General features: G+C 60.9%; 22 protein-coding genes. 11 read left to right on the top strand and 11 right to left on the bottom strand.

Annotated elements, in window-relative coordinates:
- The first annotated feature begins 64 nt into the window (after positions 1-64).
- The 5 genes from dapC to prmB all read left to right on the top strand — a co-directional run bounded on the left by dapC (position 65) and on the right by prmB (position 5,747).
- Complete coding sequence (dapC, locus tag AAIL67_RS19545; RefSeq protein ID WP_063661244.1) at positions 65-1,270, top strand: succinyldiaminopimelate transaminase; 1,206 nt, start codon at positions 65-67, stop codon at positions 1,268-1,270.
- Positions 1,271-1,351: 81 nt separating this feature from the next.
- The gene (gene dapD / locus AAIL67_RS19550) at positions 1,352-2,185 is read left to right on the top strand and encodes a 2,3,4,5-tetrahydropyridine-2,6-dicarboxylate N-succinyltransferase (RefSeq protein ID WP_003065004.1); all 834 of its coding nucleotides are present in this window, start codon (positions 1,352-1,354) and stop codon (positions 2,183-2,185) included.
- Between the two features lie 198 nt (positions 2,186-2,383).
- Positions 2,384-3,553, top strand: a complete 1,170-nt coding sequence (locus tag AAIL67_RS19555) for a PilT/PilU family type 4a pilus ATPase (RefSeq protein ID WP_034355447.1) — start codon at positions 2,384-2,386, stop codon at positions 3,551-3,553.
- A 50-nt stretch (positions 3,554-3,603) separates the two neighbouring features.
- Positions 3,604-4,803: a succinyl-diaminopimelate desuccinylase gene (gene dapE / locus AAIL67_RS19560; protein WP_224648156.1), complete on the top strand. Its 1,200-nt coding sequence runs from the start codon at positions 3,604-3,606 to the stop codon at positions 4,801-4,803.
- Positions 4,800-5,747 carry a 50S ribosomal protein L3 N(5)-glutamine methyltransferase gene (gene prmB / locus AAIL67_RS19565; protein WP_034355453.1) on the top strand — a complete coding sequence of 316 codons (948 nt, stop codon included), beginning with the start codon at positions 4,800-4,802 and terminating at the stop codon, positions 5,745-5,747. The genes dapE and prmB overlap by 4 nt, the downstream gene beginning before the upstream one ends.
- A 78-nt stretch (positions 5,748-5,825) precedes the next feature.
- Here the strand turns inward: prmB and AAIL67_RS19570 are convergent, their stop codons facing one another.
- Positions 5,826-5,975 carry a hypothetical protein gene (locus tag AAIL67_RS19570; protein WP_224648158.1) on the bottom strand — a complete coding sequence of 50 codons (150 nt, stop codon included), beginning with the start codon at positions 5,973-5,975 and terminating at the stop codon, positions 5,826-5,828.
- 181 nt (positions 5,976-6,156) lie between these two features.
- Positions 6,157-7,017 carry a ferritin-like domain-containing protein gene (locus tag AAIL67_RS19575; protein WP_034355459.1) on the bottom strand — a complete coding sequence of 287 codons (861 nt, stop codon included), beginning with the start codon at positions 7,015-7,017 and terminating at the stop codon, positions 6,157-6,159.
- Between the two features lie 407 nt (positions 7,018-7,424).
- On the opposite strand from AAIL67_RS19575, the gene AAIL67_RS19580 reads away from it, so the two are divergent.
- Together AAIL67_RS19580 and AAIL67_RS19585 are read left to right on the top strand one after the other, a co-directional pair.
- Positions 7,425-9,473, top strand: a complete 2,049-nt coding sequence (locus tag AAIL67_RS19580) for an ATP-binding cassette domain-containing protein (RefSeq protein WP_343484622.1) — start codon at positions 7,425-7,427, stop codon at positions 9,471-9,473.
- Positions 9,474-9,651: 178 nt separating this feature from the next.
- Positions 9,652-9,774: a hypothetical protein gene (locus AAIL67_RS19585; RefSeq protein ID WP_003064982.1), complete on the top strand. Its 123-nt coding sequence runs from the start codon at positions 9,652-9,654 to the stop codon at positions 9,772-9,774.
- 435 nt (positions 9,775-10,209) lie between these two features.
- Here AAIL67_RS19585 and phbB read toward each other — a convergent pair whose 3' ends face one another.
- The 3 genes from phbB to AAIL67_RS19600 all read right to left on the bottom strand — a co-directional run bounded on the left by phbB (position 10,210) and on the right by AAIL67_RS19600 (position 14,427).
- Positions 10,210-10,947 (bottom strand): acetoacetyl-CoA reductase, encoded by a 738-nt coding sequence (phbB, locus tag AAIL67_RS19590; RefSeq protein ID WP_003064980.1) that lies wholly within the window; start codon positions 10,945-10,947, stop codon positions 10,210-10,212.
- A gap of 260 nt (positions 10,948-11,207) precedes the next feature.
- Positions 11,208-12,389, bottom strand: a complete 1,182-nt coding sequence (locus AAIL67_RS19595) for an acetyl-CoA C-acetyltransferase (RefSeq protein ID WP_003064978.1) — start codon at positions 12,387-12,389, stop codon at positions 11,208-11,210.
- Between the two features lie 145 nt (positions 12,390-12,534).
- Complete coding sequence (locus AAIL67_RS19600; protein ID WP_343484623.1) at positions 12,535-14,427, bottom strand: alpha/beta fold hydrolase; 1,893 nt, start codon at positions 14,425-14,427, stop codon at positions 12,535-12,537.
- Between the two features lie 204 nt (positions 14,428-14,631).
- Between AAIL67_RS19600 and AAIL67_RS19605 the strand changes: the two genes are divergently transcribed.
- A complete protein-coding gene (locus tag AAIL67_RS19605) occupies positions 14,632-14,946 on the top strand; it encodes a hypothetical protein (RefSeq protein WP_034385059.1) in 315 nt (104 codons plus the stop codon).
- On the opposite strand, the gene AAIL67_RS19610 is transcribed toward AAIL67_RS19605, so the two are convergent.
- Positions 14,863-15,780 (bottom strand): laccase domain-containing protein, encoded by a 918-nt coding sequence (locus AAIL67_RS19610; protein ID WP_063661389.1) that lies wholly within the window; start codon positions 15,778-15,780, stop codon positions 14,863-14,865. The genes AAIL67_RS19605 and AAIL67_RS19610 overlap by 84 nt on opposite strands.
- Before the next feature lie 10 nt (positions 15,781-15,790).
- A complete protein-coding gene (maiA, locus tag AAIL67_RS19615) occupies positions 15,791-16,456 on the bottom strand; it encodes a maleylacetoacetate isomerase (RefSeq protein WP_034355595.1) in 666 nt (221 codons plus the stop codon).
- Between the two features lie 162 nt (positions 16,457-16,618).
- Between maiA and AAIL67_RS19620 the strand changes: the two genes are divergently transcribed.
- The 3 genes from AAIL67_RS19620 (at position 16,619) to AAIL67_RS19630 (ending at position 20,781) form a co-directional block, all read left to right on the top strand.
- Positions 16,619-17,314 (top strand): fumarylacetoacetate hydrolase family protein, encoded by a 696-nt coding sequence (locus tag AAIL67_RS19620; RefSeq protein WP_063661391.1) that lies wholly within the window; start codon positions 16,619-16,621, stop codon positions 17,312-17,314.
- Positions 17,315-17,448: 134 nt separating this feature from the next.
- On the top strand, positions 17,449-18,009 hold the full coding sequence (locus AAIL67_RS19625) for an NUDIX hydrolase (RefSeq protein ID WP_003064965.1): 561 nt from the start codon (positions 17,449-17,451) through the stop codon (positions 18,007-18,009).
- A 297-nt stretch (positions 18,010-18,306) separates the two neighbouring features.
- Entirely contained in the window at positions 18,307-20,781 is a 2,475-nt protein-coding gene (locus tag AAIL67_RS19630; protein ID WP_343484624.1) for an EAL domain-containing protein, read from the top strand.
- Between the two features lie 75 nt (positions 20,782-20,856).
- Here AAIL67_RS19630 and AAIL67_RS19635 read toward each other — a convergent pair whose 3' ends face one another.
- The 4 genes from AAIL67_RS19635 to AAIL67_RS19650 form a co-directional block, all read right to left on the bottom strand.
- On the bottom strand, positions 20,857-23,343 hold the full coding sequence (locus AAIL67_RS19635) for a YgiQ family radical SAM protein (protein ID WP_343484625.1): 2,487 nt from the start codon (positions 23,341-23,343) through the stop codon (positions 20,857-20,859).
- A gap of 236 nt (positions 23,344-23,579) precedes the next feature.
- Positions 23,580-24,119: a PepSY domain-containing protein gene (locus AAIL67_RS19640; RefSeq protein WP_343484626.1), complete on the bottom strand. Its 540-nt coding sequence runs from the start codon at positions 24,117-24,119 to the stop codon at positions 23,580-23,582.
- 215 nt (positions 24,120-24,334) lie between these two features.
- Positions 24,335-24,523 (bottom strand): DUF2783 domain-containing protein, encoded by a 189-nt coding sequence (locus tag AAIL67_RS19645; protein WP_034355478.1) that lies wholly within the window; start codon positions 24,521-24,523, stop codon positions 24,335-24,337.
- 12 nt (positions 24,524-24,535) lie between these two features.
- Positions 24,536-26,233, bottom strand: coding sequence for an FAD-dependent monooxygenase (locus AAIL67_RS19650; protein WP_343484627.1), 1,698 nt, complete (start codon positions 26,231-26,233; stop codon positions 24,536-24,538).
- Positions 26,234-26,351 lie beyond the last annotated feature (118 nt).

Here is a 26,351-nt window from a genome sequence, read left to right on the forward strand (position 1 = left end):
CAAAATCGAAACCATGAGCACTGTTTTCTCATGCGAAAATGGCATCAGCCCATAATGTGTCACTATGAATCCCCTGCTCTCGCGCTTACAGCCTTATCCGTTTGAACGCCTTCGCCAACTGTTTGCCTCTGCCCAGCCGCCCGAGGGCCTGCGCCCCATCAGCCTGGGCATCGGAGAGCCGCGCCATGCCACGCCGGCGTTCATTGAAAAAGCACTGAGCAGCGAACTCCAGGGCCTGTCCGTTTACCCCGCCACAGCCGGTCTGCCGGCGCTGCGCCAGGCCTGCGCGCAATGGGCCAACCGGCGCTACGGCATAGAGCTTGATGCAGCGACCCAGGTTCTGCCCGTCAATGGCTCGCGTGAAGCCCTGTTTGCCTTTACCCAGGTGGTGGTGGACAGCACCCGAGCTGGTGCGCGCGTCATCTGCCCCAATCCCTTCTATCAAATCTACGAAGGTGCGACGCTGCTGGCCGGGGCCACCCCCTATTACGCCGCCAGCGATGCCGCGCGCAACTTCGCCGTGAACTGGGATGCCGTGCCCGAGGAGGTATGGCAGAACACGCAGATGATTTTTGTCTGCTCTCCCGGCAACCCCACGGGCGCCGTGATGCCGCTGGGCGAATGGGAGAAGCTGTTCGCCCTGTCCGACAAGCATGGCTTTGTGATTGCCAGCGACGAGTGCTACAGCGAGATCTACTTCCAGGAGGAAGCTCCGCTGGGCGGCCTGGAAGCGGCACAAAAGCTCGGTCGCCATGATTTCAAGAATCTGGTGATGTTCACCAGCCTGTCCAAACGCAGCAATGTGCCCGGACTGCGCAGCGGCTTTGTGGCAGGCGATGCGACCCTGCTCAAGTCCTTCCTGCTCTACCGTACCTATCACGGCGGCGCCATGAGCCCCGTGGTGCAGACAGCATCGATTGCCGCCTGGGGCGACGAGGCCCATGTGCAGGAAAATCGCCGTCTCTACCGCGAGAAGTTTGCCCAGGTCACACCCGTGCTGTCCAGGGTCATGGATGTGAAGCTGCCCGATGCCAGCTTCTACCTCTGGGCTGGCATTCCGCCGCAATTGGGCATGGATGATGCACAATTCGCCAAGGAGCTGTATATTCATACAGGCGTGACAGTTTTACCGGGAAGCTATCTGGCACGTGAGGCCCATGGCTTCAACCCCGGAGCCAACCGCATTCGCATGGCTCTGGTGGCCGAGACGGCAGAATGCCTGGAAGCAGCTCAGCGCATTGCCCGGTTCATCGAGTCGCGCATACGCTGATTTCCACCCCAGCGCCTGCCCGGTGCAGGCCTTTATGACTTAACGATTCACCTCAACTTTCGATCCTTGACCGAAAACATCATGACGCAACAACTGCAATCCATCATCGACAACGCCTGGGACAACCGTGCCACTATTTCGCCTTCCGCCGCCCCCAAGGAAGTGGTGGATGCCGTGGAGCACGTGATTGCCGAACTCAATGACGGCAAGCTGCGCGTGGCCAGCCGCGAAGGCGTGGGCCAGTGGACCGTGCATCAGTGGATCAAGAAGGCCGTGCTGCTGTCCTTCCGTCTCAAGGACAATGCCCTGATCAACGGCGGCGCCCTGAACTTCTTCGACAAGGTTCCCACCAAGTTCGAAGGCATGAGCGAAGCCGAGATCGCCGCCACCGGCGTGCGCGTGGTACCTCCTGCCGTGGCCCGTCGCGGCTCCTTCATCGCCAAGGGCGCGATCCTGATGCCTTCCTATGTGAACATCGGCGCCTATGTGGACGAAGGCACCATGGTCGACACCTGGGCCACCGTGGGCTCCTGCGCTCAAGTAGGCAAGAACGTGCACCTGTCGGGCGGCGTGGGCCTGGGCGGCGTGCTTGAGCCCCTGCAAGCCAACCCCACCATCATTGAAGACAACTGCTTCATCGGCGCCCGCTCCGAAGTCGTAGAAGGCGTGATCGTGGAAGAGAATTCCGTTCTGGGCATGGGCGTGTACATCGGCCAGTCCACGCCCTTGTTCAACCGCGAAACCGGCGAAATCACCTACGGCCGCGTGCCCAGCGGCTCGGTGGTGGTCAGCGGCAACATCCCCAAGCAGACCAAGGATGGCAAGGACTACTCCATGTATGCCGCCATCATCGTCAAGCGCGTGGATGCACAGACCCGCTCCAAGACCAGCATCAACGACCTGCTGCGTGACTGATGGGCGCCTGGCCACGCTTGCTCTGCCTTGATGCAGACACCGCCATGGCCGCCCCCGCTCACAAGCCTGCCCGCTCCCGAGCGTGCAGGCTTTTTTCATGCTGGAAATCAGCTTTGCGCATCAAGCGCGACCTGCACCGAGTTGACACACGCTAACATGCGTGCACAGAGAGGCTGAGCGAAAAAGGATGAAGAAAAAATGAGCACCATGGAAAAAATTCTGCGTCTGATGTCCGAAAAAAAGGCTTCGGACGTCTATCTCTCCGCCCGTGCGCCGGCGCTGATCAAGATCAACGGTATCTGCATCCCCATCAACAATCAGGAATTGCCGGTCGAAGCTCCGCTGGCCTTGCTCTCCGAAGTCGTCAAGCCGGAAGCCATAGAGGAGCTCAAACAGACGGGCGAGCTGAACATGGCCATTCCCATGAGCGGCATAGGACGTTTTCGTATCAGCGCCATGCGCCAGCGTGGCTCCTACGCAGTTGTCGTCCGCTTCATCTCGCAGCAGGTGCCCTCGCGCGACAGCCTGAACCTGCCGTCCATTGTCAGCGAACTGGTCATGGAAAAGCGCGGCCTGGTGCTTGTCGTTGGCGCCACGGGCTCGGGCAAGAGCACGACACTGGCGACCATGATCGACGAGCGCAACGACACGCTCACTGGCCATATCCTCACGGTGGAAGATCCCATCGAATACCAGTTTCGCAACAAGAAATCCATCGTCAACCAGCGTGAGGTCGGCACCGATACCAGTACCCTCGCAACCGCACTCAAGAATGCGCTGCGTCAGGCACCCGATGTGATTCTGATCGGCGAAATCCGCGACCGCGAGACCATGTCGGCCGCACTGGCCTATGCCCAGTCCGGCCATCTGTGCCTGGCAACCCTGCATGCCAACAACAGCTATCACACGCTCAATCGCATCCTGTCCTTCTTCCCCGAGGAGGTACGCCCCAGCATGCTGGGCGAGCTGGCCGCCTCGCTCAAGGCCGTGATCTCTCAGCGCCTGGTCCGTACCGTTACCGGCACCCGCGTGCCGGCCGTGGAAGTCATGCTCAATACCAAGCTCATCAGCGACATGATCGTCAAGGGCGACTTCGGTGGCGTGAAGGAGGCCATGGAAAAATCCATGGCCGAAGGCTCGCAGACCTTCGAGGACGCACTGGCAGCCCTGGTGCGCAGTGGCACAATTGAGCGCAGTGAAGCGCTGGCCTATGCCGACTCGCCCACCAATCTGATGTGGCGCATGGATAATGACGTCAGCCACGCGGCCACTGCTGCCAACGCCCCGGCCGTCACCGATGTGACTCTGCCCGGCGATGACGATATGCCGTCCTTCACGGAAATCACCCTGGATGTCAGAACCGCCTGAAGCCGCCAGCCAAGGCGGCATAGGCATTGTTTTAGTTTGAAGCCCCCTCCATGTCCCGGACACTGCAACTGACCGAGCAGCTCATCAGCCTGCCCTCCGTCACCCCCGAAGATGCTGGCTGCCTTGAGCTGCTCGCCGATGCCCTGACACCCATGGGATTTACCTGCGAGCGGCTGGACAGCGGCCCCGCAGACTTCCGCGTACAAAACCTGTGGGCAAAGCGCGCTCCTGCGATTTCTCAGTCTACGCAAGGTGCTATCAATTCAGATAGGCCTGTGCTGGTCTTTGCCGGCCATACCGATGTGGTGCCACCCGGCCCGCTCAAGGAATGGACCAGCCCGCCTTTCGTGCCCATGCACCGCGACGGCAAGCTCTACGGCCGTGGTGCCAGCGACATGAAGACCTCCATCGCCGCCTTTGTCGTGGCGCTGGAGGAGTTTTTGCAGACCACACCCGAGCCTGCCTTCGACATCGCCCTGCTGCTGACCAGCGACGAGGAAGGCCCCTCGATCGACGGCACCAAGGTCGTGGTCGAAGAGCTGCGCCAGCGTGGCGAGCGCCTGGACTGGTGCATCGTGGGCGAGCCCACCTCGGTCAAACAGACCGGCGACATGATCAAGAACGGTCGCCGCGGCACCATGAGCGGCAAGCTCACCGTCAACGGCGTGCAAGGTCATATCGCCTACCCGCAACTGGCACGCAACCCCATTCACGAGGCCTTGCCCGCACTCGCAGAACTCGCGGCCACGGTCTGGGACCGCGGCAATGCGTTCTTCCCGCCCACCAGTTGGCAGATCAGCAATATCCATGGCGGCACGGGCGCCAGCAACGTCATTCCCGGTCACGTGGTGATCGACTTCAATTTCCGCTTCTGCACCGAGTCCAGTTCCGACTCCCTGCAAAAGCGCGTACATGAAATCCTGGACCGCCATGGCGTCGAATACTCGCTGGTCTGGACCGTGGGCGGACAACCTTTTCTGACCACACCGGACACCCTGGTGCAGGCCGTGCAGGCCGCCATCAAGGATGAAACCGGACTGGATACCGAGCTATCCACCACGGGCGGCACCAGCGATGGCCGCTTCATCGCCCAGATCTGCCCTCAGGTCATCGAGATGGGCCCGCCCAATGCCAGCATCCACAAGATCGACGAACACATCGCCGTGGCCGATATCGAGCCCCTGAAAAACATCTACCGCAAGACTCTGGAACAACTCCAGCGCCAGCAGACCGCACCCCAGACCGCATGAGCACTACCAGCACAACCCTGATCTCCGGCAACACCGTTGCCGAACTGATTGCCAGCGGCACCCAGGCGCTCACCGCTGCCGGCGTGGCTTTTGGCCACGGCACGGCCACGGCCGAAGACGAAGCGGCCTGGCTGGTGCTCTGGAAGCTGGGCCTGCCCCTGGACAGCGAACTCACGCCCGGCGCTCCGGAATCTGTTGCAAATCAGCCTGTATCTCTTGATGCACAAGCGCAGACAGCTACTCTTTTTGAAGAACGTATCCGCAGCCGCAAGCCCGCAGCCTATCTGACGAACGAGGCCTGGCTGGTGGGCGTGCCCTTCTACATCGACGAACGCTCCATCGTGCCGCGCAGCTTTATCGCCGAGCTGCTGGCCGACGGCAGCATCGACGGCTGGCTGTCCGACAAGACCGTGCAGGTGCTCGACCTGTGCACCGGCAACGGCTCCCTGGCCTGCCTTGCCGCCATGGCCTATCCTGAAGTCCGGGTGACCGGTGCCGATATCTCGACCGATGCCCTCGCCGTCGCCCGCATCAATGTGGACAAGCACGGGCTGCAGGATCGCGTGACGCTGCTGGAAAGCAACGGCATGAGCCAAGTGCCCGGCCCCTGGGATCTCGTACTTTGCAACCCGCCCTACGTGAACTCCGACAGCATGGGCAAGCTGCCTGCCGAGTACCAGGCCGAGCCCGAGCTGGCCCTGGCCGGCGGTACCGACGGCATGGACTTCATCCGCCGACTGCTCGAGGACTTGCCAGCGCGCCTGAACAAGGACGCAGTGGTGGTGCTGGAGATCGGCAATGAAAAGCCGTACTTCGAGGCCGCCTTCCCCGATCTGCCCGTGTTCTGGCTCGACACCAGCTCGGGTGACGAGCAGGTGCTGCTGATTACCGAAGAGGCGCTGCGCCACTGGTCCGAGGGCAATACCGCCGCCTTGCAGCTGTAAGTTCTTCGTTCCGCATCCAAGGCACAGGCTGCTCAAAGCCTTGTGCCTTTTTCTCTATGCAGGTCTTTGAACAAGCGCTCAAGCACGCTTGACCGCACTCGAATAGCGAAAACCGCCGCCCGCAATCTGCAGACCATCGCGCCTGCCTGCAAAGAAGCGGGCATTGAGCTGCGCAGGCCCCAGATCCTCTTCCATCTCGAAGCCCGCCGCGCCCAGCAGCTCTGCCATGCCCTGCGGCGTGCTGAATGCATGCCACGGTTCAGCAGACCAATGCTGTCGTAGTAATACAAGGTGCGCACGCTCTCGCCTGCACGCTGCGCCACTCCTCCGGTCGTGAGATCTGTGCCTGTCATGGAAATCGAATGCCCGAACGACTGGAGCCAGCCGGGCTCGTTTGCTGCTGCAAGACTCAGTACGACATCATGCGTGTCGCCAGCTTGGAGATGGGTGTACGCACCATACCCTCCACGCGAGCTGGCAGCAGCATGGGCTTGAGCAGCATGCGCACAGCCAGATCGGCAGGCAGGCGACGGCTGACCAGCTCGTAAATGCGCTGGGCCATGTCTTCGAAGCGAGTGCTGCTATCGGAGAAATAAGGACCCTTGTGCGCCCAGACATGACGCAGCGCGATATCCGAATCGCTCTCTCTCAACTCCTTGAGACGACCATACAGTGCCTTGGCAATGCGCGTGCGGCCCACAGGCGCCTGCTGCTGCAGCTCCTTGAAGTACTTGAGGAAATGCTTGAAGTGGTTGACCTCGTCGTTGCGGATATTGCCCAGCAACTCGCTCAGAACCGGCTCATCGCTGAGTTCGCGCAAGGTGTGATAGTAGGCCGTGGTGCCTGTCTCCACCACGCAGCGCGCCACCATTTCCAGGCGCGGGTCGGGGTAGAGCTCCTCCATGGTGCACAGCTGCGAATATTCGGCAAAAAAGCTGTCGTAGGCTTGCTGCCAGGGAAACTCCGGCCACACGGCTTCCACATAGGCCCGTAGCGCGCGTCCGTGCTGCAGTTCTTCGGACTCCCATTGATCCTTGAGCCAGACCGCGATCTCGGGCCAGGCAGCGTAATGCTCGGCCAAGTTGGCCGCGTAGGTATCCGAGCCGGTTTCGATGAACGAGGCACTCATCAGCAAGAAGAACAGGTCCTGGTTGTGCTCTATGGCAGTGCGATCGATGGCAGAGAAGTCAATGTCTTCAATGCGCCAGTGGGCAGAGCCTTTTCTGCTCGGGGTGGTTGAATGTGAAGAGAGGGACACGTTTTGCTGCATCAGTTGTAGGACCGACATACTTAATCTGTCGGACTTCAGACTTAGAGATATGCCATCTTGTCGACATTTGGCCCTTACGCCATGTCAGATTACACCGACATTACAGGAGACTAACAATTCTTCAAATAGCCTTCTACAGGCTTTCATAGCGACCTTCAAGCTGATTTTTTGAGTTGCGATCATGGATCTTCGCGGACTCCGCTATTTCATCACCGTGCGGGAGTCTGCACCCAGGCCCCAAGCGCGTGAACATGAGCTGAAATTCACCGAAACGATGATGGAGCGCATAGGTCTTCAGGCCATATGAAAGCTCGGACATACCTGCCACAACCGGGGCACCGCTACCGCCCTGCTCATTCCCTCAAGCTCCTGAGCCTGAGGGCATTCGCGGATAATCGACCCCAGTCATGATCAGTCTCAAGAACATCACGCTGCGCCGCGGCACCAAAGTCCTGCTCGACCAAGTCAGCACCACCATCAACCCCGGAGAGTCTGTCGGCCTTGTCGGCCGTAACGGTGCAGGCAAGTCCAGCCTGTTCGCCCTGCTCAATGGCAGCATCAGCGAAGACGGCGGTGATTTCTTCATCCCTCCTCAGTGGCGCATGGCACAGGTAGCCCAGCACATGCCGGAAACCGACGAATCAGCCACCCGGTTTGTTCTGGATGGCGACACGCGCCTGGCCGAACTGAACGCCCAGTTGGCTGCCGCCGAAGCCTCAGGCGATGGTATGGAAATCGCCCAGGCCTATGTGGATCTGGCCGATGCAGGTGCGCATGATGCTGAATCACGCGCGCAAGCCCTGATTCTGGGTCTGGGCTTCAAGGTGTCCGAGCTGGATCATCCCGTCAACAGTTTCTCGGGCGGCTGGCGCATGCGTCTGCAGCTGGCCCGTGCACTGATGGCTCCCAGCGATCTGCTACTTCTGGACGAACCCACCAACCACTTGGACCTGGATGCCCTGGTCTGGCTGGAGGCCTGGCTCAAGCGCTATAGCGGCACGATGATCGTCATCAGCCACGACCGCGAATTCCTGGACGCCATCACCAACGTCACACTGCAGATCCAGGGCGGGCAGATCAACCGCTACGGCGGCAATTACTCGCGCTTTGAAGAACTGCGTGCCCAGCAGCTGGAGCTGCAGGCGGCCAGCTTCGCCAAGCAGCAGGAAAAAATGGCCCATCTGCAGAAGTTCATCGACCGCTTCAAGGCCAAGGCCAGCAAGGCCAAGCAGGCACAAAGCCGGGTCAAGCAGCTCGAGCGCATGGAAAAGGTCGGGCCGGTACTGGCCGAAGCCGAGTTCACCTTCGAATTCAAGGAACCCGCCAATCTGCCCAACCCCATGCTGGCGATTACCGATGCCAGCTTCGGCTATGAGGACGAAGACGGCAGGCAGACCACCATCTTGCGGGGCGTCAACCGCTCCGTGCTGGCAGGCCAGCGCATCGGCATCCTCGGGGCCAACGGCCAGGGCAAGTCGACCCTGGTCAAGACCATCGCCCGCGAGATGAAGGCGCTGGCCGGCACCGTCACCGAAGGCAAGGGCCTCAATATCGGCTACTTTGCCCAACAGGAACTGGACGTTCTGCGCCCCGGTGAGAACCCGCTGGAGCACATGACACGTCTGGCCAGGGAGCTCGGCGCTGCCGCACCCGCCGCCAGCCGCGAACAGGACTTGCGCAACTGGCTGGGCACTTTCAACTTCAGCGGCGACATGGTCAAGCAGTCTGTGGGCAGCATGAGCGGTGGCGAAAAAGCCCGTCTGGTACTGGCCATGATCGTCTGGCAACGCCCCAATCTGCTGCTGCTGGACGAGCCTACCAACCACCTGGACCTGGCCACGCGCGAAGCGCTGGCCATGGCGCTCAACGACTTCGACGGCACCGTGATGCTGGTCTCCCACGACCGTCACCTTCTTCGCGCCGTATGCGAAGACTTCTGGATGGTGGGCCGCGGCGTTGTCGGCCCGTTCGACGGCGACCTGGACGACTACCAGCGTTATCTGCTGGAGGAGTCCAAGCGCTTGCGTGAAGAAGCACGCAATGCCGAACAGCAGACCAACAGCACGCCAGCGGTGCAAACTCCGGTAGAACTCAAGCCAGTTACGCCTGAAGCCCCTTCTACAAAAGCGCTGGACGCTCTGAAAGCAGAATCATTTCCTGACACCGTGGCTGACCCCAAGGAAGCCCGTCGCCTCGCCGCTGCAGCTCGCCAGCAACTGGCCGAAAAGACCAAGCCCTTCAAGAAAGAGCTGGAACAGATCGACAAGACGCTGCCCAAGCTCAATGCCCAGCGCGGCGCGCTGGAAGAAAAGCTGGCCACGCCCGGACTATCCGGTGGCGATATCGTGGAAGCGGGCAAGCAGCTGAGTGCCGTCAGCGCTGAAATCGATCAACTGGAAGAGCGCTGGCTGGAGCTTTCGGAGCAGATCGAAGCCCTGACCACCGAAACCTGCTAAGCCCAGGAAAAGCCCTGCCATTGACCAGCTTTGGCAGGGCGCTCTTCATTTTGAACATGCATGCCGGCTGCTGAAAACATCAGCAAACGCGAGTTGCATTTTCTTGCGCTGTTGATTCAGCTTCTTGTCAACCTGCAGTTCAGGCCAGGCGTTGAACCACTCAAAGGAGTGAACTGCAATGACCACCACTGTTACCGACACCGCCAAAGCCCAGCCCGCACAGGCCGCAGCAGCTATGTCTCTGATGGCTTGGCCCTGGGACGAACGTGATCGCAAGCGTGCCCCCGCCTTTGCAGCCTGATTATCACTGGATAAAAGAACAGGTAAAAAATTTCCAAAAAGCTGTCAACGAGCTGAATCCGTCAGACGTTAAACAGACATACAGGAGAGATTCCAATGCAAACCACGAACATCATGTCCATCTGGCCCGAAGACGAGCGCGATCGCAAGCGCTAAGCGCTCGCCGCGCAACACTGTGCAGACCAAAGCGCAGTGTGTTGCAGCCAGGTGCCCGGGCAGTCGGCACTGATAGGCCAAAGAAGCATCAGCCTTGCTGCCCTGCGCTCAACCAGTCGCTTTGCAAAGCGGCACAGAAACCCAAGACCCGCATGAATGATCTCTGCGGGTTTTGTCATTTGGGCATCGTCCCGCTCTTTGCCCGCAGGCTTGCAGGGAAAAGCAGCAGCGACATGAAAAAAGGAGCCTGAGCTCCTTTTTGCCGAATGCCTGAAAAGGCTTAGTGCATATGCAGGCCGCCGTTGACCGCAAAGTCCGCACCTGTGGAATAGCTGCCCTCTTCCGAAGCCAGCCAGGAGATGATGGAGGCGATCTCCGCAGGCTCGCCCAGACGCTTGACGGGTACGCCCGCCACGATCTTTTCGAGCACATCGGGACGAATTGCCTTGACCATATCGGTGCCGATGTAACCAGGGCTGACTGTATTCACGGTCACACCCTTGGCAGCCAACTCTTGAGCCAGCGCCATGGTGAAGCCATGCATACCGGCCTTGGCAGCCGAGTAGTTGGTCTGTCCGGCCTGTCCCTTGGCGCCGTTGACCGAGCTGATGTTGATGATTCGGCCCCAGCCCTTTTCCACCATGTCTGCCACCACCTGCTTGGTGACGTTGAACATGGAGTTGAGGTTGGTTTCGATGACCGACTTCCAGTCGTCCGGCGTCATCTTGACGAACATGCGGTCGCGGGTGATACCCGCGTTGTTCACCAGCACATCGATGTTGCCGTGCTCTGCCTTGGTCTGGTTGAAGGCTTCGACGGTGGATTCCCAATCCCCCACATTACCAACCGAGGCATAAAACGTGTAACCCAATTGCGCCTGCTCGTCCAGCCACTTGCGGTAGTCGCGCGATGGTCCGCAACCCGCGATCACCTTGAAGCCATCCTTATGCAAACGCTGGCAGATTGCGGTACCGATACCGCCCATGCCCCCCGTGACGTACGCTACTTTCTGACCCATTCATCTCTCCTGTCAATCAATGGTTATTTCACGATCACACTATCAACGATAAGAATTCTGAGGAATTGCTTATCGTTTTGAACGCCACACACCCTGCACGCTGGCCATGCCAGTATGCAATCGAGTAGGTCCGAATGAACCCGCTTTCGCCGTGGTTTACCTCGTGATCTTCCCTAGGGTCGATGGGAGGCTGGCATCAGCGGGCTTCCCAGACTGCGCCGGCCTTCAGGAGCACCGGAGCAGTCTGCAATCCTGAAGCCTCAGCAGGCTTCCACAGCCATAGCAACACCCATGCCACCGCCGATGCACAGGCCGGCCAGGCCCTTCTTGGCACCGCTGCGCTGCATTTCATGCAGCAGCGTCACCAGAATGCGGCAGCCCGATGCACCAATGGGGTGACCGATGGCGATGGCACCGCCGTTGACGTTGACCTTGGCGGTGTCAATGCCCAGATCCTGATTCACCGCGCAGGCCTGTGCGGCAAAGGCTTCGTTGAGTTCGAACAGGTCCACATCGGCAGCCTTCCAGCCGGCGCGATCCAGCGCCTTGCGCGTGGCATAGACAGGACCCAGGCCCATGACCTCTGGAGCCAGGCCGCTGGTGGCATAAGACACGATCTTGGCCAGGGGCTTGAGGCCCAGTGCCTTGGCCTTGGCCGCCGTCATCACCACCACGGCGGCAGCGCCGTCGTTCAGACCCGAGGCATTGCCGGCCGTCACCGAACCTGCCTTGTCGAAAGCGGGCTTGAGGGTGGCCAGTACATCGGCATTGGTCTTGCGGTTGACGTATTCGTCACTGTCGAACACGATGGGGTCACCCTTGCGCTGGGGAATGCTCACGGGAACGATTTCGTCCTTGAACTTGCCAGCATCCTGCGCGGCCGCAGCCTTTTGCTGGCTGGCCAGCGCCAGCGCATCCTGCTGCGCGCGGCTGACGTTCTTTTCCTTGGCCACGTTCTCGGCAGTGATGCCCATGTGGTATTGGTTGTAGACATCCCACAGACCGTCCACGATCATGGTGTCCACCATCTTCCAGTCACCCATACGCTGGCCGTCACGCGAATTGGGCACGGCATGGGGCGACAGGCTCATGTTTTCCTGGCCTCCGGCAACCACGATTTCGCTGTCTCCCGTTGCCACGGCCTGAGCTGCCAGCATCACGGCCTTAAGGCCGGAGCCGCAGACGGCATTGATCGTCAGCGCAGGTGTCTCCTTGGCAATGCCGGCCGCCATCATGGCCTGACGCGCAGGATTCTGCCCGGCCGCCGCCGTCAACACCTGACCCATGATGACTTCACCGACCTGGTCCTTGCCCACCTTGGCACGAGCCAGAGCCTCGGAAATCACGGTCGCACCCAGCTGGGTTGCAGGAATCTTGGCCAGAGAGCCGCCGAACTTGCCGACCGCCGTACGCACGGCGGAAACGATAACGATGTCTTCCATTGCTGACGAACCTTTCTAGGTTTCTTACAAGTGATGCATGCGTGCGGGTTGCATCCTGTTCATCGTGCCACCCGCCGCTTCCTATCACGGTGCGAGCCTTGTTTGCTGCACCGCAATATGGAACTGATTGTGCCTCAGGCCTCGCTCAGGCTTTTGACAGAACGTAGCGACCCGGAGCATCTTCGATGGCTTCATAGGCACGTGCACGGCCATAGCTCTTGGGAGCCGCGAGCTGCTTGCCTGCATGGCTGCCCAGCCAGGCACTCCAGTCCGTCCACCAGCTGCCCGGATACTCCGTGGCCTCCGCCAGCCAATCGTTGAACGCCTCAGGAAACTCGCCATCCTCACGCAGCCAGTGGCTGCGCTTGTTCTTGGCCGGCGGGTTGATGACGCCGGCGATATGGCCGGAGGCACCCATCACGAAACGACGCTCACCGCCCAGTACCTGCGACGAGGCATAGGCCGCAGCGACAGGAACGATGTGGTCCTCGCGCGAGCCGTAGATATAGACCGGCATCTTGAGCTGGCTCATGTCGATCTTCTCGCCGCACACGGTCAGCACGCCGGGCTTGATCAGGTTGTTCTCCAGGTAGAGATTGCGCAGATACCAGGCGTAGAAGGGGCCGGGAAGATTGGTGGAGTCGCTGTTCCAGTAAAGCAGATCGAATGGCGGCGGTGTCTCGCCCTTGAGGTAGTTGCCCACCACATAGTTCCAGACCAGATCATTCGGGCGCAGAAAGCTGAAGGTGGATGCCATGTCCTGGCCCTTCATCAGCCCGCCTTTACCCATTTGCATCTCACGCAGGCGCACCATGTTTTCATCAATGAAGATGTCCAGAATGCCTGTGTCGCGGAAGTCGATCAGCGTGGTCAGCAGCGTCATGCTGGCTACGGGAAAAGCATGGGCCTCCACCTTGGCCGCAGCAGTTTTGCTGCCTGTCTTTGCAGCCGCGGCACGGCTGCGGGGCTTGGCCGCCTGCGGCTGTCCATGCTCGCGGGCATGGCGTGCAGCCAGCACTGCCATGGCAGTGGAGAGCATGGTGCCGCCCACACAGAAACCCAGCACATTGATCTGCGGCGCCTCGCAGATATCCTGAACCGTGCTCACAGCCTTGAGCACGCCATCTTCGATGTAGTCATCCCAGCTCTTGTGCGCCTGGCTTTCGTCGGGATTGCGCCAACTGACCACAAAGGTGCGATGCCCCTGGCTGACGGCATAGCGAATCACGGAGTTGTCCGGCTGCAAGTCCAGAATGTAGAACTTGTTGATGCAGGGCGGCACCATCAGAAAAGGCTTCTCGAATACCTTGGCAGTCAGTGGCTTGTATTCGATGAGCTGGAACAGCTCGTTCTCGAAAACCACCGCGCCTTCGGTGGTCGCCACGTTCTTTCCCACGGTGAACAGGCTTTCGTCGGTCATGGAGACATGGCCCTGGCGCATGTCGGCCAGCAGATTGGCAATACCCTGAGCCAGGCTCTCGCCCTTGGTTTCAACAACCTTGTTGAGCGCATCGGCGTTCAGTGCCAGAAAATTGCTGGGCGCCATGGCTGCCACCCATTGCTCGACCGCAAAACGCACGCGATTGCGTGTTTTTTCATCGCCCTGCACCGCTTCGGCCATACCGGTCAGCATGCGACTGCCCAGCAGGTAGTTGGCTGCGGCCATCGATGCAACGGGATTGGCGCTCCACTCTGGCTTGGCAAAGCGCTTGTCCTTGGACAGCAGGGCCTGAATCTGTTTTCCATCTGCCAACGACTGCACCGACTGCAGGTATTCCTGCTGCAGCCCCTGCAGTTTGGCCGCATCGAACTGCACCGCTTGAGCCGACCCCGTTGCCATCTGGGGCATGGCCGATTGCATGGCATCCATGATTCCAGCCCAAGGGTTGGGTGCGGACCCCAGACCTGGCATGGCGCTGAGCCCCATGGGAGCACCGGACTGCATCTGCTGAAGCGTCTGGAGGCTCTTGCTCCACTGCTCCTGCCAGAATTGTTGAATGGATTGGCCAGCCTGGCCCCAGCTCGGGTCAAAATTCATGCTTACATCCTAGTCAAGGCAAGCGACCGGCGATCTCAGGGTCTGGGGACGCTTGCGGAATCTGCAATACGGCTCACACGGCGGCATTGTCACCTATGTGCCAGGCAGTTCCGACAAGAAGCGGCCTCATTTTGCCGTTATGAAGCTGTTTTGACACAAAACAACCCGAAGCCAGCATGCTTTCTGGCTCACTACAGAAACACCATGTACCTCATTGCCATCGCCTGGATGTACGTTGTCGTGATGATGACGATCGCCGAGGCAGCCAGCCCCGGCGGCACCCTGCTGGGTGCATTTTTCACCTTCGTGCTCTACGGTCTGCTGCCGCTTTCCATCGTGCTCTACATACTGGGCACGCCGGCCAGAAAGCGCCGCCTCAAAGCCCGGCAGGAACAGGAAGCGCTAGCTGCAGAACACGTGCCTCCCAGCCCCGGCTCAGGCATCGCGCCAGATGCTGGCAGCCAGCCGCCCGCTGCCGCCCAGACGAGCGGCGTCGCGCCGGTGCGAGAAGAAACGTGATGCATTGCTGACCGTGCACCAGGGCCGGCTGCCATCGTTGCCGAAGATTGCAGCAATGCCCAATGCAGCAAGCCTCTGGCGTGCCAGTTGCGCCAGATCGGCCAGATATTTGATGCTGCTGCCCGGTACAGGCACAAAGTGTCGTGCCGCATCGGCGTCATGCGCCACGAAGATATCGCGCACTTCGGCCCCCACTTCAAAGGACTCGGAACCTATGCATGGGCCCAGCCAGGCCTGAGTGCGGGCGGCAATCCGGGACGGCTTCGTGTCGGCCGCCGAAAGCGATTGCTGCGCCTGCACTTTCCGGGAAAAAGACTCGAAAAGCATCTCCAGCACACCGCCGGGCAACGGTCCCTCGCACTGCTGTCTTCCGGGCGGCATGCCGGCCAGACCGCGCCAGCCAGCATGGGCCGCACCCACGACCAGCCCCGAATCATGGGCCAGCAACACGGGCAGACAGTCCGCCACCATGATGGTGCAGACCACGCCTGCATCGCCGGTCACGCAGGCATCGAAGGCTGCACCATTGGACTCGACCACGTTGCCTGCATCCAGCGTCAGCACGTCCACGCCATGCACCTGCTGCAGGAACGCCGTGCAGGCACCAGGGGTGCGTGCCTGCAGCGCCGCATTGAACAGTTCACGGTTGCGGCGCACGTGAGCGGGATTGTCGCTCACGTGGTCTCCCAGGTTCATGCTGCCCCAGGGTGCCTGACTGACGCCGCCCTCACGCGAGGTGCAGATGGCATGCACACCGGGCAGGGCCGGCCAGTCCGGGACCAGCCAGGAGTCGGGCCAGAGGTCCGGTGGACCCGGCCTATAGGTCTCGCTCATGACGCCCTCTTCACTCAGCATCCGGACAGGCCGAAGGATGGGCCTGCTGGAAAGCCGGCAAGGCGTTGCATCGCTCGACCACGTCCATCAGGCGCGGCAGAGCCTCGAGATTCACATTGAAGCGCTGGGCGTTGTAGATCTGCGGGACCAGGCAGCATTCGGCCAGCGTGGGCGCGTCACCCCAGCAAAACGTCGACGGCGCCAGGCCCATGGCCTTGCGTTCGGCATCCAGCAGCGCCAGCTGACGCTCGAACGCTTCCAGACCGGAGCGCACCCAGTGCGCATACCAGCCATTCTTGGCCTCGTCGCTGGCCCCCATTTGGTGCACCAGGTACTTGAGCACGCGCAGATTGTTGAGCGGATGGATCTCGCAAGCCACCATCTGCGCCAATGCGCGCACATGGGCACGGCCCAGTGCATCCCTGGGCAGCAATGGTGTTTCAGCATGGGTCTCATCGAGATATTCGATGATGGCCATGGACTGCGTGAGCCAGTGCCCCTCGTCCGTCACCAGTGCGGGCACCAGCGCGTCACCCACATGGGAGGCATAGGCCGCAGCCTTTTGTTCGCCGCGCACCAGATGCACGGGCACGGAGTCATAGGACAGCCCCTTGAGTTGCAGCGCAATGCGCACACGGTAAGAGGCGGAAGAACGGAAATAGGTATGCAGCTTCATGATGCGAGCAGCATAGCGCGAGCCGCACGGACTGGCATTTTCCCTAGGGCCGGAATACGTAAAAGCCGTCATATGCCACGCCGTCTCCAGGCCTGCATCGTGGCACACTGCTTGCCACATCAACCATTGCTGATTTCAGCGCGTGTTCTTGCCGAGGACTTCATGAGTTACGTGTTCAATCCCCCTGCCGTTGCCAGCCTGCCTGTTGTGGGCCGCGGCGAGCGCTTTCCCATTCACCGCATCTACTGCGTGGGCCGCAACTATGAGGATCACGCCAAGGAAATGGGCTTTACCGGCCGCGAGCCGCCGTTCTTCTTCATGAAGCCTGCGGACGCGACCGTGGCAGTGGAAGTCGGCGGCACGACCACCGTGGCCTATCCCACGCTGACCCAGAATCTGCACCATGAGATCGAACTGGTCGTTGCCATCGGCAAGGCCGGCAAGCACATCAAGGCAGCCGATGCACTGCAGTACATCTACGGCTATGCCGTGGGTCTGGACATGACACGTCGCGACCTACAAAACGACATGAAGAAGCAAGGCCGCCCCTGGTGTATCGGCAAGGCTTTCGAGCAATCCGCGCCCATAGGCCCCATCACGCCAGCCGATCGGGCGGGAGACATCGTCAACGCCGAGATTTCGCTGCAGGTCAATGGTGACTATCGCCAGCGCAGCCACATCCACAAGCTGATCTGGAATATCGCCGAAACCATTGAGCATCTCTCCAGCGCCTGGGAGCTGCAGCCCGGCGACCTGATCATGACCGGCACCCCCGAGGGCGTGGCCGCCGTGGTCAAGGGCGATGTGCTGGAAGGCGCAGTCACCGGACTTGAATCCATCAAGATCCAGATCGCTTAAGAATCCCTGGCGCACAGGCAGTTTGCGCCGACCAGGTACTCCGGGAGTCGCACCGCAAGGTGTGACTCCCTTTTTCATAGCTGTTTGCACATGTTGTACCTGCGCTAGCGGCCTGATTTGCTTATAGTTGCGGAATGATTTTTCGCAGCCCCATCAAGTTCTGCCGCAATTGCGGCACCGCAGTCACCTACCGCGTTCCTGACGATGGGGATACGCGCGAGCGTGCCGTTTGCCCGGCCTGCCACACCATTCACTATGAAAACCCGCTCAATGTGGTTGGCACCCTGCCCGTGATGGACGACGGGCGCGTGCTGCTGTGCAAGCGCAACATCGAGCCGCGCCGCGGCAAATGGACGCTGCCTGCAGGCTTCATGGAGCTGGCCGAAACCACCAGCCGCGGAGCCCAGCGCGAAACCGACGAGGAAGCCGGAGCCGACATCGAGCTGGGCAGGCTGTTCAGTCTCATCAACGTGCCCCAGGTAGGACAGGTCCATCTCTTCTATCTGGCCCGCCTCAGAAGTACGCAGTTCTACCCCGGGCCCGAGACCATGGAGGCCCAGTTGTTCGCCGAGGCAGACATCCCCTGGGAAGAAATCGCGTTTCGCACCGTCAAGCTCACCCTGGAACGCTTCTTTGCCGACCGCAGGGCCGGCGTGCTGGAGCAGCCGCAGGTGCACTGCATAGACCTGCTCTGAATCGGCCAGATTGGTTACCCACTTTCTCACAGAAAACACCGCTCTGTCTTGGGGGTACAGAGGAAGTTGTCCGACGCCAGGCTCACTTCTACAGGCCAAAAATTACCAATGAATACAAATTGCGTGTGATCTGACATACCTCCTACGCAATACCGTGAAAGGTCAAGCCATGAGAGCGGGCATCGTGACGGCGTTCTGATCGTCAGCAGGCACATTGCCTTCTGGCTGTTTCATACCAGTCTGCCTTGTCGATGCCCTGACTCATGCATTTACAGTCAATTTACTGGATGAGGCGTCATGAAGGCATCTTTGAGCCCCACACTGAAGTCTCAACAATTGCTGCAGCGCGTCTGGGCTTTTGCGCTCCTGGCACTGATCCTGATGCTCAGCGCCAGCTGCAGCCTTTACCTGCTCTCCGCCGTGCGAGCTTTTGTCAACGGAGAAAGTCTCTGGTCCAAGGCCCAGAAAGATGCGATTTACTCGCTTTCCCGCTACGCGGATGAAGGCAACCCGATCGACTTCGCCCATTATCAGCGGGCCTTGCAGGTGCCGCGTGGCGATGCCGAGGCACGTATTGCCCTCTACGACAAGCCTCTGCGCCTGGACTTGGCGCGCAAAGGCATAGAGCAAGGCCAGAACCACCCCGATGATGTCAGCTCCCTCATCTGGCTGCTGCGCACATTCCGCTATTTCAGCTGGGTGCAGGAGCCCGTCGCGTACTGGAAGATGGGTGACGAGTACCTGAATCAGCTCGATACACTGGCCCAGGAAATCCGACATGGATACGAAGTCGGCAACATCAGCCGCGAAAACATTGCCACCTGGAAGCGCGAGATCGACCTGATCAACCAGGGCGTGACAGCCCTGACCAGGGTCTTCAGCGACTCTCTGGGCCAAAGCTCGCGCAATATCGTCTGGCTGCTGCTCGCCCTCAACGGCGCCCTGGCCATTGGCCTGGTGAGCCTGTGGGTCTGGAATACCTGGCGCCTGATCCTGCTGCGAGAGCAGGTTCAAGACGGCCTCAACAGCGAAAAAGAGCGCGCGGAGACCACGCTGGCAGCGCTCAGCGATGCGGTCATCACCACCAATGCCAAGGGCATGGTCAACTATGTCAACCCCGCTGCCATAGGCCTGCTGGGTCTGCAAAAGCAAAGCTATCTGGACAGGCCCATCAAGCAGGTGTTGCAGTTCTACACCATGGACGCCTCCATCACCAGCGAAGGCCTGCTCGCACAGCTTGTCAATGACACCAAGGAGACCACCGTCGTGCGCGACGAGCAAACGCACTGGGTTCGCCGCACCGACCACAGCATCGTGCCGGTCAAGGTGCTGGGCTCCGCCATGCAGCGCGATGCTCAGGCATCGGGGGCAGTCTTCGTGCTGCGCGATGTGTCACGCGAGCAGCAGTACATGGACCAAATTTCCTGGAATGCACGCCATGACACGCTGACGGGGCTGGAAAATCGCGGGGAATTCGAGCGGCGGCTGCAAAAAATGCTGACCCAGGGTCTGCACCAGGTCAAGCCCTACGCTCTTCTCTACATCGACCTGGACCAGTTCAAGCTCATCAACGAAACCAGCGGCCATGCCGCCGGTGATGAGGTGCTGTGTGAAGTCTCTCGCATGTTGCAGGCCAATCTGCGCGAAACCGATTGCCTAGCGCGCATGGGCGGCGACGAGTTTGCCGTGCTGCTGGAGAACTGCCCTCCTTCCAACGTCGCGAGCATTGCCGAGAAGCTGCGCCTGGCAGCCCAGCAATTGCAAACCACCTGGGGAGAGAAGATATTGCGCACCGGCTTTTCGATCGGTGCCGTGCATGTTCCCGGTGATGCGGTCAATGCCTCCGATCTGCTGCGCATGGTCGATATGGCCTGCTATCAGGCCAAGGAGCGCGGGCGCAACAAGGTCTTTTTCTACAAAGCCGAGGACGGAATCTACAGCCGCTATGTCAGCGAGATGGAATGGGCCACACGCATTCGTACCGCACTGGACGAAGACCGCTTCTGCCTCTATGCCCAGAGCATTGCACCGCTGCAGGCCCGCAAGCACCGCCGCCACAGCGGCATGCACTTCGAAGTCCTGCTGCGCCTGCGCGATGAAAACGGCCAGATCCTGGCCCCCGGACATTTCATACCCGCCGCCGAGCGCTACGGCCTGATGCCATCGCTTGACCGCTGGGTGATCACCAGGGCCCTGCAGACACTGGCGCAGCAGCCCGGACACGCCAAGCTGGTGGAAACCTGCGCCATCAACCTCTCCGGTCCCAGCCTGGATGACGACGGCCTGCTGGAATTTGTGAAGGAGCAGTTGCAGCAACACGCAATTGCACCCCAAAAGCTATGTTTCGAAATCACCGAAACCAGCGCCATTGGCAACCTCAGCAATGCCACACGGCTGATTCAGTCGCTGCGCGCCCTGGGTTGCCGTTTTGCCCTGGACGACTTCGGCGTCGGCATGTCGTCGCTGACCTATCTGAAGCAGTTGCCCGTCGACTATCTCAAGATCGACGGCGGCTTTGTGCGTGACATGCTCAAGGACAAGGGAGACCACGCCATGGTGGAGATGATCAATCGCATCGGCCAGACACTGGGCAAAAAGACCATTGCCGAGTTTGTCGAGAGCCGCGAGATTGCCGAGGAACTTATGACCATGGGCGTGGATTATGTGCAGGGCTACGCCATCGCCCGCCCCAAACCCATGACCAGCGAATACTTTGCCCCCACGCAGGAAAACCAGCTGCCCCAGTGGTGCGGGGCTCTGGCCATGGGCTGACAGCAGCGCACGCCACTACAAGAAAACGACGCCTCAAGCGTCGTTTTCTTGTCGGCGGCAGTCAGGCTGCTGCCATCAGCGCGGCTTGCGCGAACCCTGGCCCGCTGGCTTGGCGGGCCTTGCCGCAGTTTTGAAACCGGGCTTGGCCTTGCCAGTCACACCCGCGCGCGGCGGCAGGCCGGTATGCTGGGTCAGCAGCTTGCCCGGTTGAGGCTGGCTGCTGCGGAAGCGCACATCGCCCTTGGGCTCCAGGCTCGTCTCTTCGCTGCGGCGTCGCACGGCCACGGCCTTGCCGTCCTTGTTGGTGGTGTAACCAATTCCGCCACCCGCCTTGGACGAGGTGCTGTTCTTCTTTCGTGCACTCTGATAGCTGCCGTCGACCAGGGGCTGGAAGGTCGGGATCAGGTGCTGCTTGCCGTTGCCGATCAGATCGGCGCGCCCCATGGTCTTGAGCGCCTCGCGCAGCAGCGGCCAGTTGTTCGGGTCGTGATAGCGCAGGAAAGCCTTGTGCAGACGGCGGCGCTTTTCACCGCGCACGATGTCCACGCGTTCCTCGGCCTCGTCGCGCATCTGGCGGCGCACCTTGGTCAGCGTGTTGCGACCGCTGTGGTACATGGCGGTGGCCGTGGCCATGGGGCTCGGGTAGAAGGTCTGCACCTGATCGGCACGGAAGCCGTTCTTCTTGAGCCAGATGGCCAGATTCATCATGTCCTCATCGCTGGTGCCCGGGTGGGCGGCGATGAAATAGGGAATCAGAAACTGCTTCTTGCCGGCCTCTTCGCTGAACTTCTCGAACAGCTGCTTGAACTTGTCATAGCTGCCGATGCCCGGCTTCATCATCTTGGTCAGCGGACCTTGCTCGGTGTGCTCGGGGGCGATCTTGAGATAGCCGCCCACATGGTGCTGAACCAGCTCCTTGACGTACTCGGGCGACTTCACCGCCAGGTCGTAGCGCAGGCCGGAGCCGATCAGAATCTTCTTGATGCCGGGCAGCTTGCGCGCGCGGCGATAGATCTTGATCAGCGGGCCGTGGTCGGTGTGCAGGTTCTGGCAGATGCCGGGGAAGACACAGCTGGGCTTGCGGCAGGCCGCCTCGATCTGCGGGCTCTTGCAGCCCAGGCGGTACATATTGGCCGTGGGCCCGCCCAGGTCGGAGATGGTGCCGGTAAAGCCCTTGACCTTGTCGCGGATCTCCTCGAGCTCCTGGATGATGGAGTCTTCGGAACGGCTCTGGATGATGCGGCCCTCGTGCTCGGTGATGGAGCAGAAGGTGCAGCCGCCGAAACAGCCGCGCATGATGTTCACCGAGGTGCGAATCATCTCCCAGGCCGGAATCTTGGTGGAGCCCTCATGGCTGCCACTTTCGTCGGCATAGGCGGGATGCGGGCTGCGCGCGTACGGCAGGCCGAAGACCCAGTCCATTTCGGCCGTTGTGAGAGGAATGGGCGGCGGATTCATCCACACATCGCGGGCCGTGGTCCCCTCGCCGTGAGCCTGTACCAGCGCACGGGCGTTACCGGGGTTGGTTTCCAGGTGCAGCACGCGATTGGCGTGGGCATAGAGAATCTGATCGCTCTTGACCTCTTCGTAGCTGGGCAGGCGCAGCACCGTGCGCTCGCGCGGAGGCAACTTGGACTTGCTGCGCAGCGAGAGGTTGGGCACGAACTGGATGGGCTGGACCCTGGCTACCGATGCGCCGTCATTGGGGCCGTCCGCTTCCGATTTCGCGGCATCTTCCTTGGAGCAGCTCTGGCCCTGGGCCTCGGCCTGCTCGCTGGTCGTCATATAGGGGTTGATATGGGGCTCGACCTCGCCGGGCTCGTCCACCGTGGTGGAATCGACCTCGAACCAGCCCTCCTCCGAAGCGCGGCGGAAGAACGAAGTGCCGCGCACATCGGTGATCTGCTCCACCGGCTCGCGCGCCGCGATGCGGTGTGCCACTTCGACCAGGGCGCGTTCTGCATTGCCGTAGAGCAGGATGTCGCACTTGCTGTCCACCACGATGGAGCGGCGCACCTTGTCGCTCCAGTAGTCGTAGTGGGCAATGCGACGCAGCGAGCCCTCGATGCCGCCCAGCACGATGGGCACGTCCTTGTAGGCCTCGCGGCAGCGCTGGCAGTAGACGATGGCCGCGCGATCGGGGCGCTTGCCGGCCACATCGCCGGGGGTATAGGCATCGTCGCTGCGAATCTTGCGATCAGCCGTGTAACGGTTGATCATCGAGTCCATGTTGCCGGCCGTCACGCCCCAGAACAGATTGGGCTTGCCCAGGGCCTTGAAGGCCTCGGCGCTGGTCCAGTCGGGTTGGGCGATGATGCCCACGCGAAAGCCTTGCGCCTCCAGCACGCGGCCGATGACCGCCATGCCGAAGCTGGGGTGATCCACATAGGCATCGCCCGTGACCAGAATGATGTCGCAGCTGTCCCAGCCGAGCTGATCCATCTCCGCACGGCTCATGGGCAGGAACGGCGCCGGGCCGAAGCGCTTGGCCCAGTACGGCTTGTAGCTGGTCAGCGGCTTGGCATCGCGGTGGAAAAAGGAAACATCAACCGGGGCGTTCATGTGGATGGGCTTTATATGGCCTCATGGCCTATTCGGAGAAACAACCCGTCAGTGTACTTTTCCGCCCTCAGCCTTGCACGAGCAAGGTCTTGCAGAAACAGGGTTGAACTCTGAACTTCATAGCATCCAGCGCTTGCCTTCATTGAAATTCAGTGCATAACACACCTTAAATCATTGAAATGCAAACGCTAGACACTCACTTCTTCATAGCACCAGAATCCAGATAGCGCGCCGACTCAGTCCTTTTCCTGCCTCGTCACAGCGCCGGTGGCAGGATCAAGCCTGAGCTTCATGACCGTCTGATCGGCGCGCAGCATCTTGACCTTGTAGCTGGTCTTGCCCCAGTCCGAATCCAGCTGGGCCTCCAGCGGCTTGCCGGGCAAGGCGGCAATAGCTGCATCGACGGCCTGTACCAGCGTGATCCGGGCATCGGCCAGGCGCTTGGCATGCTTGCCCTCGGCCCGGCCCTTGTTTTCCTCCACTGCGGCATCGCCCGTGCTGGCATTCACGCGCAGCTTGATTTCCTCATTCACGGGCGAGATCAGGGTGACCGAGTAATAAGGCGCAGCGCCTTTCTTACCCTCTTCCAGCTCGACATCGATCGCTTTTCCGGGAGCAACGGCCTGGGCTTTTTCGACAGCCTGACTCAAGCCGATCTGCACGGCACCTGTCAAGGCAAGCCATTCGGCAGCCGACTTGGCCAGGGCCGGAGTCGCACTCAATCCACTCAGGCTCAGGGCTGCAGATAGCAGCAAGGTACTGGGACGCAATCTCATGGACCAATCCTCCTACAGTGGCAATGGCTCCAGTCTGCCTCGATTCCATGGCACGGCCTTGTCGGAGATCAAGCCATATCGACTTGTAGAAAATTCATCTCAAACTATTGATAGGCAATAATTATCCGCTATGAAATCCGAGGGTCAGCACGCTGAAAACCCGCCAGGAACGAGCCTGGGCGGGTCGGGCTGACCGCCACAGACAAGCCTTTTGCTTACAGATCTTGCTGGGCCGCCGCAATCATTTCGCCAAACTGGCGGGCATCACCGAGCTGATTGGCGGCCAGCAGCGCCAGCTTGACCAGCAGCAGCTCTGACTTTTCCGCGCCCACGGCATCAATGGCGACAGCCAGCTGGTCGTACACGGTCTCCAGACCGGCGATATCAAGAGTGGTTTGGGTCATTTGAATCTCTCCTCAGGCTGGCAAGGCAGCTTTGAATGCGGCTTGCAGACGATTGGCGTCCAGCGCCATCCAGCGCGCACAGACATGCTGATCGGGGCGCAACAGATAGGCGGCGCCGTCGGCCATCACGCCGTAGCGGGCGCGGCAGCGGCCTTCGGTGTCATCAAGTACCAGATCGGAACCTTCGACAATGCCTGAAGCGTGGCTGCTCACGGCGATCAGGCGCACGGCAACACCGCGAGCTCTGACCCCGGCCGCGACCGCCTGCAGTTCGGCGGGAATCGCCTTGCCGCTCGTGAAATACAGCAGATCGAAGCCGCCGCCCAGATGGTCGAGCAAATAGCTGTCCGGCGCAAAGCGCACGTTGAGAGGCGGCGCGCCATGGCCGGGACCGGCCTTGAACAGCAGGTTGTCGTCCCCCATGCTGTTGAGCGGCGAGCTGCCGTACTCATGCGGGCGCGAGGTGCGCCAGTGATAGAGCGGGCCGACAAAGGGTTGGCTCAGCGACAGAGACAGCACGGCGTCGCGCAGCAGCCTGAAACCCCTGCTTGGCGGCGCCATGAAGCGTGTGCTCTTGCCGGCCTCTTCCACAATCTCGCGGGCCGCGCCCACGCGCTCGCTGCTATAGCTTTGCAGCAGCGCTGCGCTGGCCGCGCCCTTGGCGACGAGTGCCAGACGCCAGCCCAGGCCCTGAGCATCCTGAAAGCCGGTGTTGGCGCCGCGCACGCCGAAGATGGGCAGCATATGGGCTGCATCGCCCGCAAAGATCACACGGCCATGCACGTAGTTGGGCAGGGTCAGCGCGCGGGCCGAGTACACGGAGCTCCAGTCCATCTCCCAAGGCGTGCCGCCAAAGCCGATCATCTCCAGCTGCGCATCGATGCGCGCCTTCAGCGACTCGGGCCTGAGCGCATCCTCGGGATCTTCCCCGGCAGGCAGTTGGTAGTCCACACGCCAGATACCGTGTGGCTCGCGGTGCATGAGGATGGTGTTGCCCGGGTTCCATGTGGGATCGAAGAATGCGAGACGTTCGGTGGGCAGAGGCAGGTCGATGCGGATGTCGGCAATTACGAAGCGGCCCTCGTAGGAAGCGCCCTCCATCAATAGATTCATGGCCGTGCGAATCCCCGAACGCGCGCCGTCGCAGGCCACCAGCCAGTCGGCCTGCAGCTCGTAGCTGCCTTCCGGGGTATCCACCTCCACCAAAGCCTGCTCGCCCTTTTGCTCGACCTTGTTCACGCGGTTGCCCCAGCGCAGCTCGATCAGCGGGTTGGCCTGCACAGCATCGACCAGATATTCCTCCAGGTACTGCTGCTGCAGATTGATCATGGGAAAGAAGCGGTCGTCTTCGGCCCGCGCGTTTTCCATGCGAAACACGCGCTGACCGCGGTAGATGCTGTTGCCGTAGCACCAGGGCAGTCCGGTCTCCGTCACGCGCTGGGCCACGCCCACCTGCTGCAGGATTTCCATGGAGCGCCGCGTGAACACAATGGCACGGCTGCCTTCGGACACCTGCAATTCGGATTCGAGCACCACGCAACGCTGGCCGTGACGGGCAATCTCCAGCGCCGTGGTCAGGCCCACGGGGCCGGTGCCCACGATGACGATGGGGTGGCTTTGCTCGCCCGGATTCCGGGAGGCAAGCCAGGGCTGATGAACCTGGTACTGGTAGTAGATGGAGCGGCGTGGCTCGGCAAATGGCTGATGCATGTTCTTGTCTCCTGGGGGCGCTGTCGTGGTCAAACCGGTGCGCTTTCATCCCCTTGCGGTCTGGCTTGAGATGCAGTGTAGAAAAGCAGCTCATGGCCGATGTCACCAGATGGAGACA

Origin of the sequence: Comamonas sp. A7-5 (assembly GCF_039581385.1) — a bacterium.
In the GTDB taxonomy this organism is placed as follows: domain Bacteria; phylum Pseudomonadota; class Gammaproteobacteria; order Burkholderiales; family Burkholderiaceae_C; genus Comamonas; species Comamonas thiooxydans.

What these genes read in the sequence shown, in the direction of transcription:
- dapC (WP_063661244.1), top strand. Translation starts at nt 65, where the DNA reads ATGAATCCCCTGCTCTCGCGCTTACAGCCTTATCCGTTTGAACGCCTT.
- dapD (WP_003065004.1), top strand. Translation starts at nt 1,352, where the DNA reads ATGACGCAACAACTGCAATCCATCATCGACAACGCCTGGGACAACCGT.
- AAIL67_RS19555 (WP_034355447.1), top strand. Translation starts at nt 2,384, where the DNA reads ATGAGCACCATGGAAAAAATTCTGCGTCTGATGTCCGAAAAAAAGGCT.
- dapE (WP_224648156.1), top strand. Translation starts at nt 3,604, where the DNA reads ATGTCCCGGACACTGCAACTGACCGAGCAGCTCATCAGCCTGCCCTCC.
- prmB (WP_034355453.1), top strand. Translation starts at nt 4,800, where the DNA reads ATGAGCACTACCAGCACAACCCTGATCTCCGGCAACACCGTTGCCGAA.
- AAIL67_RS19570 (WP_224648158.1), bottom strand. Translation starts at nt 5,975, where the DNA reads ATGGCAGAGCTGCTGGGCGCGGCGGGCTTCGAGATGGAAGAGGATCTG.
- AAIL67_RS19575 (WP_034355459.1), bottom strand. Translation starts at nt 7,017, where the DNA reads ATGCAGCAAAACGTGTCCCTCTCTTCACATTCAACCACCCCGAGCAGA.
- AAIL67_RS19580 (WP_343484622.1), top strand. Translation starts at nt 7,425, where the DNA reads ATGATCAGTCTCAAGAACATCACGCTGCGCCGCGGCACCAAAGTCCTG.
- AAIL67_RS19585 (WP_003064982.1), top strand. Translation starts at nt 9,652, where the DNA reads ATGACCACCACTGTTACCGACACCGCCAAAGCCCAGCCCGCACAGGCC.
- phbB (WP_003064980.1), bottom strand. Translation starts at nt 10,947, where the DNA reads ATGGGTCAGAAAGTAGCGTACGTCACGGGGGGCATGGGCGGTATCGGT.
- AAIL67_RS19595 (WP_003064978.1), bottom strand. Translation starts at nt 12,389, where the DNA reads ATGGAAGACATCGTTATCGTTTCCGCCGTGCGTACGGCGGTCGGCAAG.
- AAIL67_RS19600 (WP_343484623.1), bottom strand. Translation starts at nt 14,427, where the DNA reads ATGAATTTTGACCCGAGCTGGGGCCAGGCTGGCCAATCCATTCAACAA.
- AAIL67_RS19605 (WP_034385059.1), top strand. Translation starts at nt 14,632, where the DNA reads ATGTACCTCATTGCCATCGCCTGGATGTACGTTGTCGTGATGATGACG.
- AAIL67_RS19610 (WP_063661389.1), bottom strand. Translation starts at nt 15,780, where the DNA reads ATGAGCGAGACCTATAGGCCGGGTCCACCGGACCTCTGGCCCGACTCC.
- maiA (WP_034355595.1), bottom strand. Translation starts at nt 16,456, where the DNA reads ATGAAGCTGCATACCTATTTCCGTTCTTCCGCCTCTTACCGTGTGCGC.
- AAIL67_RS19620 (WP_063661391.1), top strand. Translation starts at nt 16,619, where the DNA reads ATGAGTTACGTGTTCAATCCCCCTGCCGTTGCCAGCCTGCCTGTTGTG.
- AAIL67_RS19625 (WP_003064965.1), top strand. Translation starts at nt 17,449, where the DNA reads ATGATTTTTCGCAGCCCCATCAAGTTCTGCCGCAATTGCGGCACCGCA.
- AAIL67_RS19630 (WP_343484624.1), top strand. Translation starts at nt 18,307, where the DNA reads ATGAAGGCATCTTTGAGCCCCACACTGAAGTCTCAACAATTGCTGCAG.
- AAIL67_RS19635 (WP_343484625.1), bottom strand. Translation starts at nt 23,343, where the DNA reads ATGAACGCCCCGGTTGATGTTTCCTTTTTCCACCGCGATGCCAAGCCG.
- AAIL67_RS19640 (WP_343484626.1), bottom strand. Translation starts at nt 24,119, where the DNA reads ATGAGATTGCGTCCCAGTACCTTGCTGCTATCTGCAGCCCTGAGCCTG.
- AAIL67_RS19645 (WP_034355478.1), bottom strand. Translation starts at nt 24,523, where the DNA reads ATGACCCAAACCACTCTTGATATCGCCGGTCTGGAGACCGTGTACGAC.
- AAIL67_RS19650 (WP_343484627.1), bottom strand. Translation starts at nt 26,233, where the DNA reads ATGCATCAGCCATTTGCCGAGCCACGCCGCTCCATCTACTACCAGTAC.